Here is a 16,093-nt window from a genome sequence, read left to right on the forward strand (position 1 = left end):
ATTCTCAATCTTGTATAATATTACATTTTTTCCACCAGAAAGGACCGTTTCATTGACCAGGACAGACCGTTTCATGGACCAGGATAGACCGTTTCATGGAATCGAGATAATCCCCGTGAAATTTTGGTTCCACCGTTGCAGAACGACTGCTTTGTTCATTACGTTCATCAGAATTACCTTCATCCGACCCTCTTGAATGTGGCCCGCGTTTCGAACCTTTATAGTTGGTGGTTTTCTGCCTAACCCGTTTTACATCAAAAAGGAAAAGGTGAATACCATGACCGACGCCGCTCACCGTTGTCGAATACTGCTTGAGCAGTTATACCATTTGTCTCAAAGAAGTCGGCTCGATGAACACTTCCTCTTCCCCGAACAGGTATCCGCGATACTTCACGTGGGCCTTGATGATACCATCGATATCGTGAATTTTCTGGAGGAGTTAGGCTACATCAAATGTGGAAGATCGTTCGGAACTCCCTATTCATGGATTCGATTGACGAGTAAAGGCTTGCAGTTGTTCATGAACCCGTCTGAATTTGAGCAGGCGTTTCAACAAATCACATCAAACGTCTCTTTACTCGAGACGATGTCTGTTAAGGACCAGGAGGACGACTCGACTGAAGATGCAAGTTTCGAGCCACCTTCAGGCGGGGTCCATGTTCTGTCCAATGTCCCCCCTGATACCCCTGCAGACATCAAAGAATCCCTTCATTATGTTATCGACAGACTAGCCCAAAACGATGATGAGCCGCTGAGAGAACTCCTTGGAAACTTAATCTTGGAAGGCGGGTTGGAGCGAACTCTCGCAGGTGTCAAAGGATTGTTGGCCGTTGTTGGCTGTGGGCGGCGTTAAAAGTTAAAATCAGTATGAGTCAAACGAAGATTTGAGGAGGAAACATCGCACGTGGAACACATTGATTTGTTAGATAGTCGATTTCAAAAGGCATACAACGAAGTCCGTGGGGCTATAGAGGAACCTACAGAGGTTTATGTATTCGACCATATGGGTGGCTACTTAGAAAACCCCATACATACGCGTACTTTCATCATTCCGTGGGAAGATGATCAAACCGTGATTATCCAGACACACTTCTGGCGGGAAGAGTCAGAGCCGCAAGTCGTTAGGCTGCCAGAGGAAGCCGTTCGATTCATGGGTCATCCGGAAGTTGACAAACGAGGCAGGGCCATCATGATAGAGCCATCACAACAAGGATGATTTTACGGCCGAGGTCATACCTCGGCCTTTGCTGTGCAGCCTGTGTGGTCCTTATAACCTTATAGCCAACACTTGCGTTACATGGATGCCCGCGTTCCGTAATTCCGTATGTCATACATGTGTCTTGCACAGCATGCCCTGCCTACTTCTTGTTTGTCGGTGCACGAAATACCATGTACCTCATCAGGAAGTAACTCATCGATGAAGAAATGAACATAGCCAATCCTTTGGATATGTTACTGCTGACAAATACAGGGATGGACTTCGAGAAGATGAGGTAGGTGGATAAAAACACCGCGATCACATCATTAAGAACCAGATTGAGAAACGCCTGCACAAAAAACCGAGCTGTTTCGCCTGCATCTTTCGATGCTACATCTCGAAACGTGAAGCGACGGTTTAAAAAGTAGCTGTTTGTAATGGCGCAAATGACTGCAATGGTGTTATCCACGAAAATATGGAAAGCATCTTTTGGAGACAACAAAAGAAGTACGTTCAAAATCAGCAGATCGATGAATGCATTGAGGAAGCCAATCACTAGGAACCTCGTGTAACGATGTACGAACTTCAAGCGACATCACCATATTGACAGATTAGCTCCCCATCAGCACGATATTTTCGTGCCGGGTGCCCCACAGGACCACAGTACACAATTATATCCTCCAGATGTGGAGGATACGTGGAAACCGTATGTGATAAACATCATTCATCTTGCGTATGCCTTTTCGCCAGCCCTAGACGGTACCCAGTGTAACCCGATATCAGGGCCACAAAAATTACGATGATAATCACTTGCAGATTCAAGTGCATCATAATACGGACGTACTTGACTAGGATCCTTCCAAATAGAGTGAACGTGATCACCCAAAGTATCGAGCCAATGGCACTCAACAGTGCAAAGGAGCGGAACGGAAACAGGTTTGCCCCAGCGATGTACGGGATGATTCCGCGCACGATAGGAAGGAAACGGTAGATAACGAAAAGCGGTGCCGAATACCGTACCATGCGCGTCTCGGCATTTAAAATATAGCTCTTTGGGATTTTCAGTTTCGCATAGAGTTGATGGAGCGCAGCCTTACCAATCAAACGCCCGATCCCGTAACCAACCAGCGATCCGAAGTATGACCCCGCAAACGCAACCACGAGCAGGAGCCAATACGGATACATCCCCTTCGACGCGGCCACACTTCCCAGCGTCACAAGTGTTTCGGAGGGAAACGGCAGCATCAACGCTTCTCCAAAAACACCAATGAAAATGCCAACCAGACCGAAGTGGGCTAACGCATGGTAAAGATCATGGAAATGCACTCCAACACCTTCTTCGACTCTACTTAGCCTTCTTCAACATCTTTCGACGGTACGTTGAAGCGTTTCGTCTGCTAAACCACTCACAGTGATCTGATCATATTAGTTTCTTTGTCGAATATCTACTTCTTCATTCGACATCCCGCACATCCACAAGGAGCAGGCCGTTGACCAGAGCCGCCTTGTTGGGCGAACATACTGATAAGATACAACTGAAATCACGACTGAAGAGCGAATTGACACATCGGACCGGTTTGAGATGGTACAGAGGGTCGGATTGTAAATTTGGGGGTTAAGCAACTTGGCGAAAAAATCGAGGCAGGATCTTGTCTATGTGGAAGTTCACGACGGGGTCGGGGAAATCGTCCTGAACCGTCCTGAGAAACGAAATGCGCTGAACCTGGAGATGTGGCACATGCTTGGGGAAGCCATTGAGACTTGCGCCGTGAACTCAGACGTGTCTGTTGTACTTGTGCGTGGAGCCGATAGGACCGTGTTTTGCGCTGGGGCGGATATCAGCGAATTTCAGACGGTACGGAGCGACTCCGCTAGCAACAGGGCCTACAGTGCTGCCGTTAAGGCTGTTGTGACGGGGCTGAAGAAGCTGTCGAAACCGACCATCGCCATGATCAGCGGATACTGCGTTGGCGGCGGCACGGAGATTGCCGTGGCCTGTGACTTCCGGTTTGCGTCCGTGACAGTGAAGATGGGCATTACGCCCGCCAAGTTGGGCTTTGTCTATGATGTGGAAGAAACCAAAATGTTAGTAGATCTCGTTGGCCCAAGCTGTACGAAGGACATTCTCTTGTCAGCCCGTCTGATGCATGCAGAGGAGTCTTTCCGGATTGGGCTGGTAGACCGACTGTACGGAGAAGACGAGTTGGAGCACGAGACCTTCAAATATATCGAGCTGTTGTTGCAAAATGCACCGAACTCGGTTCGTGGGGCGAAAGCCATCGTCGACAGCCTGATGTCCGGCATGAGTCCTGACGACCCGGGGCTGAAGCAAATTGTTCACGATGCGTTGGACAGCCCCCAGTACAAAGAGGGTGTGCGGGCCTTCATCGAGAAACGGAGGCCGAATTTCCCACGATTGTAGGGGGGCATTCGTTCGCCTCCCCGACGCACGCTACCGGGGCTTTAGCGCGCCCGGTAGTCGTATTCGATGTCGATCACCAAGTTTATACCGAGTGTGCCACTTTATATCGAGTGTGCCACATCACTGCTGACGCTATCTTTTGCGTTCATCTTCCTGTCCATGAAAATGAAACACCCTGACAGAATGAGGACCAGGATAAACATGTCAATAAAGTGCCGGTGCAACACAGGCACAAAGATGAGCAGCAATAAAAACAGCGAGCGGGTCATATCTAAATTGACTTCTCTCCAGAGGAAATACCGAATGCGTTCTTCCAACGAAATATCAGCCGTGACGGCAAACTGCTGCGCTGTCCAGATGGTATTGAAATAAAAAATCCCGATGGTTGTCAGGAAGTTTGACAGGATATAGAAAACCGGAAGATGGAACAGGTCGAGGAAAATTCCGATCGCGTTTAATACGATTGCAAACTTGAGCCAGGTACTTGGACTGAAGTGTAATTTGAGATAGGCGAGAAAGGAACCGATGGTGACGAGGGCATAGCCGGCACTCAGGGAAGCTACGACGAGTGTCTTATTTGTGACTTGAAATGTAAAAAGTAGCGCGAAAATGTTTTGTAATTGGGCATAGATGACACCGACTGACATGCTCGCGTACAACCAATGTGCCTTTTTAGAGGTGAACACACTCTTGTACGTTGCCCGGCGAAGAAAACCTTGTACTTGAAATTCCTTGTGAAGCACAATCTTTGGCACCAAAAAAGAGACGTAAATCATAAAACCAATAAAGATCGTCATGATGACAAAAGAACCCACAAATCCGAACAGGAAGATAAACAGGGCTGATAGGAGCGGATTCACAACACTGATAACCTGCGTAAACGTATTCGAATAGGACCAGTAGATTGCGAAATCCTCCGATTGGCCTTGTTTCGATATGGAAATATTCCCTGCAGTCCAAAAATAGGAAACAAATAACCCCATTGGTACTCCGACAGAGAGGATGAGCCAGACATGGTTTGCTGGGTGGTACAGCATGAGGACCACAAAGCCAATGACTGCAAACACAACGGATAACAGAGAATTAAACCGTGTTGACGTACGGAGCAAGACCGCGTATCCAATGATGGCATTTGCACCGACCACTAAGAACAGGACGAAATTAAACAAGCAGATATCTGAGAAACTTTTCGTTTGCTGCCAGATATAAAAATTCACAAATATATTGATGTAGTTATAAATGATGGCGTATCCCATGTTGAATGTAAGCAGTCTCTTGAGTTGCGGGGACATAAAATGCCGCCTTTCCTCTTCTCGTCGTCTCACTGTTTACCACAACATGGACACCACAATTATTGCTGAGGGACAGGTTCCGTGTATAGACCCTAAAAATGTCTATTGCAACGCTGATGACTTTGCCATCTGGACAGAAAACCGCGCATGGGGCGCGGTTTTCCATACGTTGCGTCTGCATTTTAATTGATTCAAATAGCACTTAAAACTACCCACAAACCAACCAGCAACAGATCACTAGAAGAATGCTACCTACTCGATGCTACTTAATGTTTACCAAACGGACGCCTGTCAGCTTTGCAAAGTCTTCTATTTGTTCCGCCGTTACCGCGAAGGAGAAAACAGTGTGGTGACCGCCGCCGTTTTCAATCCATTTGCGCACGCCTTCATAGAACCCGGCCTTTGGTGTCCAAATCTGACGCGCAACAGGCAGTTTTGGAGCCGCCTGTGCAGGCTTCTTCCCTTCCACTTCATACATAATCAGTTGGAAGCCATCACCAAAGTCAGACATGGTTACGTTGATGGCATCTCCGTCCGATCCGTCGAAAACGAGCCGTGCTGGATCTTCGCGATCGCCGATGCCGAGAGGATGAACTTCTACCCGGACCTTCGTGCTTGCCAAAGTCGGATCGACCTCAAGCATATGTGCCCCCAGAATCTCCTCTTGGTTCTGCACCAAATGGTACGTGTAATCTTCCATAAACCCAGTCTTTCGATTCCGGGCCATGATTTTCAGTAAACGGTCGAGCGCAGCAGTTTTCCAGTCCCCTTCTCCGGCGAAACCATATCCTTCTGCGTTCAGCCTTTGAACCGCCATGCCTGGAAGCTGCTTCATGCCCCACAGGTCTTCAAAGTTCGTCGTAAATGCGGAATATCCACCCCGCTCGAGGAATTTGCGCAACGCAATTTCGATTCGAATCTGTTCTTTCACATGTTCCTCAAAATACTCGGGGTCGTTATCTCCGATAACAAATTCGTATTGATGCTTGCACTGCGCAAAGGTGTCTTCAATTTCTGCATGTGTAACATCTTTCATTTCGGCAACGAGATCGCCAATGCCGTAGTAATCAACCGTCCAGCCAAACTGAATTTGGGCTTCAATTTTGTCGCCGTCTGTGACGGCAACATTTCGCATGTTATCCCCGAATCGCGCGACTTTGATGTTGAAGCTTTCATTGTAAGCAACCGCGACATCCATCCATTTTTCGATTTGACCTTGAACGCGGTTATCTTTCCAGTGGCCGACAACAACTTTGTTGTTTTTCCTTAATCTTGCATTGATAAAGCCGTACTCCCGATCCCCATGGGCACTTTGATGCAGATTCATATAGTCCATGTCGATGGTTTGCCAGGGAATATGGTCAAGAAACTGTGTGGCTAGATGAAGAAGCGGTTTTTGCAGCAGTTTGGTGCCTCTAATCCAGTTCTTCGCAGGTGAAAATGTGTGCATCCAGGTAATGACACCCGCAACGTTATCGTTGTAGTTCACTTCTTTCATAACCTGAGTAATGCTGTCCGCGGTCGTAGCCACGGTTTTGAACACGATTGGGTAGGGTAAATTGCCGCTCTGATTCAATTCATCAATGATTTTCACGGTGTTGTCTTTTACAGCCTCTAGTGCCTCTTTGCCGTACAAGTGTTGACTGCCAACCACAAACCAGAATTCATAGTCCCTTGTCTTCAACAAATGAATGCCCTCCCCAATCACAATTCTCGATTATTTATCGTTTGTTTGGCCGTAATACGCGTTTTTGCCGTGTTTCCTCAGGTAATGCTTATCGAGGAGATACTGGTCCATATCGATCCGATGCGGGTTCAGTTGCAGCGTGTGGTAGGCCATCTTCGCGACTTCCTCCAGAACCACCGCATTGTGCACCGCATCCGAAGCTGATTTTCCCCACGTAAAAGGACCATGGTCGTTGACGAGGACCGCCGGCACCTGTTCTGGGTCAATGTGACGTTTCTGAAAGGTCTCGACGATCACGTCTCCGGTCTGCTTTTCATAGTCCGTAACAACTTCGCCTTTCTCCATCGCTCGTGAGACTGGAATCGGCCCGTAAAAAGTATCAGCATGCGTGGTTCCTGCGGCGGGAATATCCAGCCCGGCCTGCGCAAACGAAACGGCCCAAGGTGAATGTGTATGAACGATCCCTTTAATGGTCGGGAATTGTTTATAGAGCACACAGTGCGTGGCGGTATCACTTGATGGATTCAAATCGCCTTCCACGACGTTTCCGTCAAGGTCGACGACCACCATTTTATCTGGGGACAGTTGGTCATATTCGACACCACTTGGCTTGATGACAAGTAGGTTCTTGTCTCGGTCAATTCCGCTTACATTTCCCCACGTAAAGGTGACCAGATTGTATTTCGGCAGCAGCATGTTGGCTTCATAGACTTCCTTCTTTAACTCTTCCAACATCACCCGATCAGTCCTTTGCTTTTTATTCACCGTTCAATAAACATGGTTGATTGCGTTTCAAAACATGGTTGATTGCGTTTCACGAGTAACTTCTACATCGGAGTGACTTCTACATCTAAGTGACCTGTTCATCGGAGTCACTTCTGCGTCGATAAACCGCTTACACAGCGTAATGCTATAGCGTTCATCCTAACAAGTCAATACCATCATAATTTATACGTATAAATCATATTTTCTGTCATGCCAGGAAACGGGTATGATCCGAGCAATGACTTTGAAGTCATTGCCCATTCGGAATATAACGACACTGTTCCAATCTATCAGGAACGTTCCGAGGATTGATTCATGAGCCATCAAGGAAGCGTACGTTCTGTACGTAAAAACTTCGTCAAGTTTGTAGTTGTGTCAAGTTTGAAACGTTCATTGTTCAACGTTATACGGATGACTATTATCATATTGATTTATTCGGACAACCGTGTTAGCCTGCATTTTGAAAACGCTTGTACCATCGCGTGAGATAAACACGGCCATCGGTGAGTCGGCAAAAGCGATCTGGCCCCAGCATTCACGATTTTACTTCAGGAGGGGAACTCTAGTGGTTGATGACAGGAAAGTGCCAAGCGGATTCATTTACTTTTTCGGAGCTTTCGGCGGCATTCTCTTTGGTTATGATATTGGCGTTATGACAGGTGCTTTGCCTTTTCTAGAAAATGACTGGCATTTACAAAACAGCGCTGGCGCGATTGGATGGATTACATCCGCAGTGATGTTTGGAGCCATCTTCGGTGGCGCATTGGCGGGCCAACTATCGGATCGCCTGGGCCGGCGTAAAACCATTCTAATCTCTGCTTTAATTTTTGTTATCGGGTCTATTCTGTCTGGTATCGCACCGCATAACGGACAATACTATTTGATTGTTGTCCGGATCCTGTTAGGGCTGGCTGTTGGTGCTGCCTCGGCGCTGGTTCCCGCCTACATGTCGGAAATGGCACCTGCCCGTTTACGCGGACGTTTGTCCGGTATCAACCAAACCATGATTGTTTCCGGCATGCTCCTTTCGTATGTTGTCGATTTTCTGTTGAAAGGGATACCAGGCACATTGGCTTGGCGGCTTATGCTAAGTTTGGCAGCTATACCAGCTTTGATTTTGTTTGCCGGCGTGCTTCGTTTACCGGAATCACCACGTTTCTTGGTAAAGAACAACAAGCTTGCTGAGGCACGTAAAGTCCTGAGCTTTATTCGGTCAAACCAAGAAGAAATCGACTCCGAAATTCGCCAGATACAAGAAACTGCAAAGCAGGAAATCCAGGGTAGCCAAAGAATATCCTTAGGCACCATGTTTAGTGGTAAATACCGGTACTTAGTCATTGCCGGCGTGGGTGTCGCTGCTTTCCAACAATTCCAGGGCGCAAACGCCATCTTTTATTACATTCCCTTGATTGTTCAAAAGGCAACAGGACATGCAGCGAGTTCTGCGTTAATGTGGCCGATTATTCAAGGCGTGATTCTTGTTGTCGGCTCCCTAGTATTCCTGTTAATCGCGGACAAATTCAATCGTCGCACCCTGTTAACAGTGGGCGGCACGATTATGGCATTGTCCTTTATCTTGCCAGCTGTATTGAACTTAATCATTCCTCATACAAATCCGATGATGATTGTTGTGTTCTTAAGTATCTATGTGGCACTCTATTCCTTCACGTGGGCGCCTTTAACCTGGGTCATCGTGGGCGAAATCTTCCCGCTTGTGATTCGCGGACGTGCATCAGGACTCGCTTCTTCGTTTAACTGGATTGGTTCCTTCCTAGTTGGACTTTTGTTCCCCATCATGACTGCTTCCATGTCACAAGAAGCTGTCTTCGCTATCTTCGGTGTCGTTTGTTTGCTCGGCGTCTTTTTTGTCCGCACCTTCGTCCCTGAAACTCGCGGTCATACCCTCGAGGAGATTGAGAAGGTCGGAGAAAAAAAGTCTGTCCTGTCGGTTGGAGTTGGGAGGTAAGGTGAATGAATTTAGTCGAAACGTCTAGAGCGATTCAACAGGGAAATGTTTCACTCGGTATCGAATTGGGTTCGACGCGGATTAAGGCAGTCTTGATTACAGATGACTTTAATATCATTGCATCGGGAAGCTACGTTTGGGAGAATCAGCTCCAAGATGGAATCTGGACCTACGCTTTAGATGAGGTTTGGTCTGGCATTCAAAGGAGTTATGCTCAGATTGCTGCAGATGTTCAAGGCAAGTATCACATGACCTTGACAAAAATCAGCTCTATTGGTGTAAGCGCTATGATGCATGGGTATCTCGCCTTTGCCAAGAATGGTGCGTTGCTGACTCCATTTCGGACTTGGCGCAACAATATCACCGAACAAGCTGCGGATGACCTGACACAGCTGTTTCAGTTTAATATTCCGCAGCGGTGGAGCATTGCACATCTCTATCAAGCCATTTTAAATCAAGAGCCGCATGTCAACGAGATTGGTTTTCTAACCACTCTGGCTGGTTATGTACACTGGAAATTGTCCGGAGAGAAGGTCTTAGGGATCGGAGATGCTTCTGGTGTGTTCCCGATTGACGAAGACAGCGGGACGTATTCTACCGCCTTTCTCGGTCAGTTCGACTCTCTTCACGATGTAAAGCGATATCCGTGGAATATCCAAGAAATCCTGCCGAAAGTCTTAAGAGCGGGCGATCCGGCAGGAACATTAACCAGACAAGGGGCGCAGTTACTAGATGTCAGCGGCCATCTCCAGGAGGGCAGTTTGATGGCGCCACCGGAGGGTGATGCGGGAACGGGTATGGTCAGTACTAATAGTGTTCGTAAGCGAACCGGGAATATCTCCGTAGGCACGTCTGCTTTTTCCATGATTGTGCTGGATAAGCCACTTCGGAACGTTTATCGGGATGTCGACATCGTCACGACGCCAAATGGGGCACCTGTTGCGATGGTCCATATTAATAATTGTTCTTCTGACATTAACGCGTGGGCCAACATATTTAAAGAGTTTGCGGAGCGTCTCGGTGTGGATTTAAAACCGGATCGACTATACGAAACGTTATTTCTAGCGACGACCAAGGCTGACCTTGACGCCGGCGGCCTACTCAATTACAGCTACTTATCGGGTGAGAATATCACGAAAATGCCCGCCGGACGTCCGCTGTTTGTCCGCAATCCCAATAGTTCATTGACATTGGCAAACTTTATTCAAACTCAGTTGTACGCTGCTTTTGCGCCACTTAAAATGGGAATGGACATCTTGAAAAATGAAGAACAAATCAACGCAGATGTTTTCGTCGCTCAAGGCGGCCTGCTGAAAACCCAAGGCATCGGTCAGCAAATTCTATCGAATGCGCTCAATACACCTGTAACCGTCATGAGTACAGCAGGTGAAGGCGGTGCTTGGGGTATGGCAGTGTTAGCGGTCTATGCCAAACACGGCGTCGGGCGCGTAAGTCTGGAAGACTTCTTAGACCAGGAGGTCTTTACGAATCCTGACAGCGTTACGTTGAATCCAGAGCCAAGCGGGGTTGCTGGATATGAAGCATTTATGAAGCGATATCAAGCTGGTCTACCGATTGAGTCCACGGCAGTGCAGTGCATCTAACCAACTTTGAAAGTGCCAATGGTCCAACAAGAAGTTATAACGAGTTTTCACGTGCGACACACAGAGCCTCAATTCGTTGGGGCTCTAAAGTGTCACTATCACTTTGTTAAGGGAAAATCACATGACGAAAAAATATGAGCTCGTGAAGCAGGATATCAGCGAAAAAATTCTGTCCGAAGTATACAAAGTCAATGAGAAGCTGCCAACCGAATCAGAGCTCATGGAGATCTATCAAGTGAGTCGGTTCACAGTCAGACATGCAATTGGTGAGCTTGAGAAGGAGAACTTTGTTTACCGCATTCAAGGCGGAGGAATGTTTGTAAACGACTGGAAAAGCAAACCTAGAGCGATCGCTGACAATAAGACAATTGGCCTGATTACGACCCATATTGCGGATTATATTTTCCCTAATATTATTACAGGCATTGATAACTACATCTCGAATTACGGTTATTCTGTTCTGATTGCAGGTACTCAAAACAATCCCGATAAAGAACGGAAAAGCTTAACCAACCTGTTATCGAATCAGTTGTCCGGGTTAATCATTGAACCAACCAGAAGTGCCCTGAGCAACGTGAACAAAAATATTTATGAGAACATCAAATCCATGGGTATCCCGATGCTCTTCATCAACGCTGTCTATGACGGTTTGGATATCCCATATTTGATTATGGATGATGTGAAGATCGGGGAAATGGCCACAAATCGTTTGATAGCCCTTGGGCATAAACAAATTGTGGGTATCTTCAAGGTCGATGATAAACAAGGCATTCATCGAATGAATGGCTATATCAAAGCCTATCAGGGCCATCCTGAGATCTCCAACCTCAGCGAAATTATGATGTATCAGACCGAGGAAAATAAAGTCAACTTGTTAAAGAGGCTCTATACGATCCTGACAAGGCCCAAATTTGTTCCGACCGCGATTGTTTGTTATAACGACCAGTTAGCGATTCAGGTCATCAACTTCGTTAAAGAAATCGGCTTGAAAGTGCCGGAGGATCTCTCCGTTATCGGTGTGGATGATTATCAGTTTTCTCAATTTATCAGTCCGGCATTAACAACCATTCGCCATCCACAAGAAAGAATGGGCCTCGATGCCGGTGAAATGATCATCAATATGATCAATAAGCAGCCTGTTACATCAAAGATATACGAGCCGGAAATCATTCAAAGAGATTCTGTAAGAGCGATTGAACATGCGAACGACGCGTATGAAGGCACCTAAACAGGAGCCTTACAAAGGAGTCCAACCGACACCACACAGACTTGTGCTCATGTGAGTGCACAAAAAGGAACTCAGTTCCTCTCTGACGTGGCGCAGTAGATTGCGGTGGACTTTAGAGGAACTCAGTTCCTCTCTGACGTGGCGCCTCAGCTTGCCCCCGATTTTAGAGGAACTCAGTTCCTCTCTGACGTGGCGCCTCAGCTTGCCCCCGATTTTAGAGGAACTCAGTTCCTCTCTGACGTGGCGCAGTAGATTGCGGTGGACTTTAGAGGAACTCAGTTCCTCTCTGACGTGGCGCCGTAGTTTGCCGCCGATTTTAGAGGAACTCAGTTCCTCTCTCACGCTGCGCCGTAGATTGCCACCGACTTTAGAGGAACTCAGTTCCTCTCTGACGTGGCGTCGCAGCTTGCCGCCGATTTTAGAGGAACTGAGTTCCTCTCTCACGTGGCGTCGTAGCTTGCCGCCGATTTTAGAGGAACTCAGTTCCTCTCTGACGTGGCTCCGCAGCTTGCCGCCGATTTTAGAGGAACTGAGTTCCTCTCTCACGTGGCTCCGCAGCTTGCCGCCGATTTTAGAGGAACTCAGTTCCTCTCTGACGTGGCTCCGCAGCTTGCCGCCGATTTTAGAGGAACTCAGTTCCTCTCTGACGTGGTGCCGCAGCTTGCCGCCGATTTTAGAGGAACTCAGTTCCTCTCTGACGTGGTGCCGCAGCTTGCCCCCCGATTTTAGAGGAACTCAGTTCCTCTGTGAGGCTCACGCCCCCCGCTCTCCGCTCTCCGCTCTCCGCTCTCCGCTCTCCGCTCTCCGCTCTCCGCTCTCCGCTCTCCGCTCTCCGCTCTCCGCTCTCCGTCGGCCGTCCGCGCCCCGCCCTGACTGTTGAACTTTATAAAAAAGTCCCTGCAGATTTGCAGGGACTCCTGTCTTCTTTCTTGTTAACCACCAACCGTGTTCAACCGTGTTCAACCGTGTTCAACCATGTTCAACCATGTTCAACCGTGTTCAACGCTCATCTTCGTTACGATTGATACAATACCTCGCACGTGATGGCCGGAACGCTTACTGTTCCACTCGCGTGTCCGATATCATGGTTTCCGATTACATTTGCGGTGCCAGCAATGTGCCAATTTCCTGCGGGAAGGTTGAACGTGGTCTGTCCCCCCGGATTGTAGATGACGATGATGTTCTTCCACCTATCTCCGTTCGCATGGTTTTTCAGCTCAAACTCCACAGTGTTGCTCGGACTGCTTAGGAAGCTCAGGTTATCTCGGATTTGCTGGGCTGTGGTCATCCGAAATGCCGGATGATCGGCACGTAGATGAATCAGACCTGCGTAGTAGTTGAAGACGTTCATGTACTCCGCCTTTCTTGCCCAGTTGAACTCGTTCACCTTATCCTCCGCATTGTAGCTGTTCCCATTTCCGCCCTTCGTCCGCAGCATCTCCTCACCGCCCTGCATGAACGCCACTCCTTGAGACGTCATCACGATGGCCTGTGCGAGTTCATCCATCTTGATTCGAAGAGCCTTCGAGGCCGTTGGGTTGCTCAGCTTCAGCTTATCCCAGAGGGTGTAGTTGTCGTGAGACGTCACATAGTTGATGGTCTCGGAAGGAGCTGCCGCAAAATCATGAATGGAGCTGTTGTAGTCGATGCTTCCAACGACACCGTTCTCGATGGCTGACACGTAACCTTGACCGCCCATGGCGTATCCAAGAGCGCTTGGTTGAAAGACATTTCCCTCGATGGCGTTACGCAGGTTGTCGTTGAATACGCCAATGCCAAGACCCTGTTGTTGACCCTTGGTCAGCAGTTGACTCGCCGGAAGCCCGGACGTACCACCAGTCCACGGCTCGCCGTAAAGGACGATGTTCGGGTCCATCGCGTGAAGTTCCTGAGATACCTTCTTCATCGTGTTGACGCCAAGCAACGCCATCAGGTCGAAGCGGAATCCATTCACGTGGTATTCCTTCACCCAGTACGCCAGCGAATCCAAGATGAACTTCTGCACCATCGGCCGTTCGCTCGCGACTTCGTTTCCGACGCCCGATCCGTTGTACAGATTCCCCTCAGCGTCTGTTCGCCAGAAGTACCCAGGGACCAGTGTATTCAGTGCCGAACCTTGCACTGCAAAGGTATGGTTGTACACGACGTCCATGATAACCCCGATGTGTTGTCGATGAAGGCTCTGAATCATTTCCTTCGCTTGCGTAATCCTCGCCGTTCCCAGCGGAGTTGTGGCGTACATACCTTCCGGGACATTGAAGTTCATCGTGTCGTATCCCCAATTGTACGTGTACCCGGGATCCGGAAACTCCTGCATGGGCATAATCTGCACGTAATTCACACCGAGTTGTTTTAAGCTCGCAACGCCCGTCTTCACGTGGTCGGGGCCGAGCGTGCCGTGCTCCGTGAAGGCGAGATATTTGCCTGGGTACTTGAAGCCGCCGTTCGGATCGATGGAGAAGTCCCGGACGCTGACCTCATAAATCGTGGCATCCACAGGGTTTGGCACACCTTGAAAGTGGTCTCCATTCCATCCTTTCGGGTTCGTGGCAGCAAGGTCAACAATCATTCCTCGTGTGCCGGTGGGGGCGATTGCGGTTGCGTATGGATCGACCGCAGTGTTCGTCTTTCCATCAATGGTTACGCTGTACAAGTAATACCACCCGTTCAGGTTCCCTGGCACAACCGCTTTCCAAGTGCCTCCGGCACCTCGTTGCATCGGAACTTGGCGCGTCACCTGGCCCGTGGCCGAAGAAAACAGCTGCAGGTTCATCTGGCTTGCCGTTGGAGCCCAGACACGAAACGAAGATGACTTTTGCGTCCAGACGTTGCCAAGCGTCCCGCCATAGTAATACTGCGGGAGATTCAGGACATCCCGCGGCACCACCGTCTCCGGTGTAAACCCTGTCGCACTCAGGCTAAGTGTGTGGGTCACGTTCGGAGCACTTCCGAGTGTCAATTTCACCAGGTTGGTCGTCACACCTGCGGATGAGGTGGGGAGCGACTGATTCGGATTGTTGATGGTATCGTACACGGCATTTGTCGAAGGCACATACGAAAAGGTCACCTTTGTGCCGGATGTCGGAACCTGAATCGTCACGTTATTGCTCGGATACGCAGTATTCCAAGACCCGCCCAGGACAATCTTGTACTGGTACGTTCCCTGGTTTAAAACTGCCGAGAACTGATAGAGATTCGAGTTGATCTCTTTCATCGCCGTCGTTTTCGATGCAGGGTTCCAATTGCTCTTCGCCCCAACCTGGGTCTGAAAATCCCCTGCGACGACGGCCTGCAGGGTTACACCGTTGGAGACAGAGGTGATTGGAATCGTCGTGTGGGTCGTCTCATCCGTCAAGGTGAACTGGTTTGGCCCAGTGAGCGTAATCGGCTCAATGAGGCTGGCGTTGATCGTCTTGGAGCCATCCAAAAACGCACTCGTAAACCGAGGTTTGATGGCGGCATCCGCGGCTTGGGCTGAATAGTAGATCGTCGGATCGCCCTGGATCAGCCAGACCTGCGCCTGCCCGTTGGTCACGTTAATGTATCGGTTGGAGGAAATGTCCTCGGCCGCCCAGTCTCCCTGCCTGACGATGACTCCAACTTGGGTGTTGTTCCCCGGAATCTGCGCTGTTGCCACTTCACCAAAAGCATCACTGCCGCTGAAATTATAGGCAGCGCCCCCAAGGCTCTGAGGCTGGTACGGCCACATCCAGAGGTTCCATCCGTTGTAGTTGTTGTCGAACCGGTGATAGTGAACGGTTACAGTGGTTTCAGCCGATCCGGCAAACGCCGTTGACATCGGCAATGAGAACGCGAACACAGCGAGAACCGCGGCGAACAAACGGATCATCAACACCCAACTTCGCCGCATCGTTCCATGAGTCTTCTCCTTCAAGGCGCAACCCCCTTTTCGTTATGGCACCAAAACGAC

Annotated in this window: 13 protein-coding genes; 7 read left to right on the top strand and 6 right to left on the bottom strand. The window is 48.9% G+C overall.

The features are described from left to right. The first annotated feature begins 277 nt into the window (after window positions 1–277). On the top strand, window positions 278–853 hold the full coding sequence (locus AN477_RS09480) for a helix-turn-helix domain-containing protein (protein ID WP_054968915.1): 576 nt from the start codon (window positions 278–280) through the stop codon (window positions 851–853). Window positions 854–904: 51 nt separating this feature from the next. Then, entirely contained in the window at window positions 905–1,216 is a 312-nt protein-coding gene (locus AN477_RS09485; protein ID WP_054968916.1) for a hypothetical protein, read from the top strand. 142 nt (window positions 1,217–1,358) lie between these two features. On the opposite strand, the gene AN477_RS09490 is transcribed toward AN477_RS09485, so the two are convergent. Together AN477_RS09490 and AN477_RS09495 are read right to left on the bottom strand one after the other, a co-directional pair. Next, window positions 1,359–1,787, bottom strand: coding sequence for a GtrA family protein (locus tag AN477_RS09490; RefSeq protein ID WP_083486121.1), 429 nt, complete (start codon window positions 1,785–1,787; stop codon window positions 1,359–1,361). A gap of 131 nt (window positions 1,788–1,918) precedes the next feature. After that, a complete protein-coding gene (locus AN477_RS09495; RefSeq protein ID WP_054968918.1) occupies window positions 1,919–2,524 on the bottom strand; it encodes a DedA family protein in 606 nt (201 codons plus the stop codon). A gap of 298 nt (window positions 2,525–2,822) precedes the next feature. Here AN477_RS09495 and AN477_RS09500 point away from each other — a divergent pair, with 298 nt between their 5' ends. Beyond that, window positions 2,823–3,620 (top strand): enoyl-CoA hydratase/isomerase family protein, encoded by a 798-nt coding sequence (locus AN477_RS09500; RefSeq protein ID WP_054968919.1) that lies wholly within the window; start codon window positions 2,823–2,825, stop codon window positions 3,618–3,620. A 101-nt stretch (window positions 3,621–3,721) separates the two neighbouring features. Here AN477_RS09500 and AN477_RS09505 read toward each other — a convergent pair whose 3' ends face one another. From AN477_RS09505 to AN477_RS09515, 3 genes are all read right to left on the bottom strand, one after another. Further along, window positions 3,722–4,912: an MFS transporter gene (locus AN477_RS09505; protein WP_054968920.1), complete on the bottom strand. Its 1,191-nt coding sequence runs from the start codon at window positions 4,910–4,912 to the stop codon at window positions 3,722–3,724. Window positions 4,913–5,174: 262 nt separating this feature from the next. Then, window positions 5,175–6,599 carry an L-arabinose isomerase gene (araA, locus tag AN477_RS09510; protein ID WP_054968921.1) on the bottom strand — a complete coding sequence of 475 codons (1,425 nt, stop codon included), beginning with the start codon at window positions 6,597–6,599 and terminating at the stop codon, window positions 5,175–5,177. Window positions 6,600–6,629: 30 nt separating this feature from the next. Continuing rightward, window positions 6,630–7,334, bottom strand: a complete 705-nt coding sequence (locus AN477_RS09515; RefSeq protein WP_054968922.1) for an L-ribulose-5-phosphate 4-epimerase — start codon at window positions 7,332–7,334, stop codon at window positions 6,630–6,632. Between the two features lie 595 nt (window positions 7,335–7,929). Here AN477_RS09515 and AN477_RS09520 point away from each other — a divergent pair. The 4 genes from AN477_RS09520 (at window position 7,930) to AN477_RS24400 (ending at window position 13,042) form a co-directional block, all read left to right on the top strand. Continuing rightward, the gene (locus AN477_RS09520; RefSeq protein WP_054968923.1) at window positions 7,930–9,330 is read left to right on the top strand and encodes a sugar porter family MFS transporter; all 1,401 of its coding nucleotides are present in this window, start codon (window positions 7,930–7,932) and stop codon (window positions 9,328–9,330) included. 5 nt (window positions 9,331–9,335) lie between these two features. Beyond that, complete coding sequence (locus tag AN477_RS09525; RefSeq protein ID WP_054968924.1) at window positions 9,336–10,934, top strand: xylulokinase; 1,599 nt, start codon at window positions 9,336–9,338, stop codon at window positions 10,932–10,934. A 121-nt stretch (window positions 10,935–11,055) separates the two neighbouring features. Next, window positions 11,056–12,162: a GntR family transcriptional regulator gene (locus tag AN477_RS09530; protein WP_054968925.1), complete on the top strand. Its 1,107-nt coding sequence runs from the start codon at window positions 11,056–11,058 to the stop codon at window positions 12,160–12,162. Window positions 12,163–12,217: 55 nt separating this feature from the next. Further along, entirely contained in the window at window positions 12,218–13,042 is an 825-nt protein-coding gene (locus tag AN477_RS24400; protein ID WP_169787871.1) for an NEL-type E3 ubiquitin ligase domain-containing protein, read from the top strand. Between the two features lie 135 nt (window positions 13,043–13,177). Here the strand turns inward: AN477_RS24400 and pulA are convergent, their stop codons facing one another. Then, the gene (pulA, locus tag AN477_RS09540) at window positions 13,178–16,057 is read right to left on the bottom strand and encodes a type I pullulanase (RefSeq protein ID WP_083486123.1); all 2,880 of its coding nucleotides are present in this window, start codon (window positions 16,055–16,057) and stop codon (window positions 13,178–13,180) included. Window positions 16,058–16,093: the final 36 nt, after the last annotated feature.

Origin of the sequence: Paenalicyclobacillus ferrooxydans (assembly GCF_001399675.1) — a bacterium.
In the GTDB taxonomy this organism is placed as follows: Bacteria; Bacillota; Bacilli; order Alicyclobacillales; family Alicyclobacillaceae; genus Alicyclobacillus_B; species Alicyclobacillus_B ferrooxydans.

Coding starts and splice junctions, on each gene's coding strand:
- AN477_RS09480 (WP_054968915.1), top strand. CDS start 278: ATGACCGACGCCGCTCACCGTTGTCGAATACTGCTTGAGCAGTTATAC.
- AN477_RS09505 (WP_054968920.1), bottom strand. CDS start 4,912: ATGTCCCCGCAACTCAAGAGACTGCTTACATTCAACATGGGATACGCC.
- AN477_RS09515 (WP_054968922.1), bottom strand. CDS start 7,334: ATGTTGGAAGAGTTAAAGAAGGAAGTCTATGAAGCCAACATGCTGCTG.
- AN477_RS09525 (WP_054968924.1), top strand. CDS start 9,336: ATGAATTTAGTCGAAACGTCTAGAGCGATTCAACAGGGAAATGTTTCA.
- AN477_RS09530 (WP_054968925.1), top strand. CDS start 11,056: ATGACGAAAAAATATGAGCTCGTGAAGCAGGATATCAGCGAAAAAATT.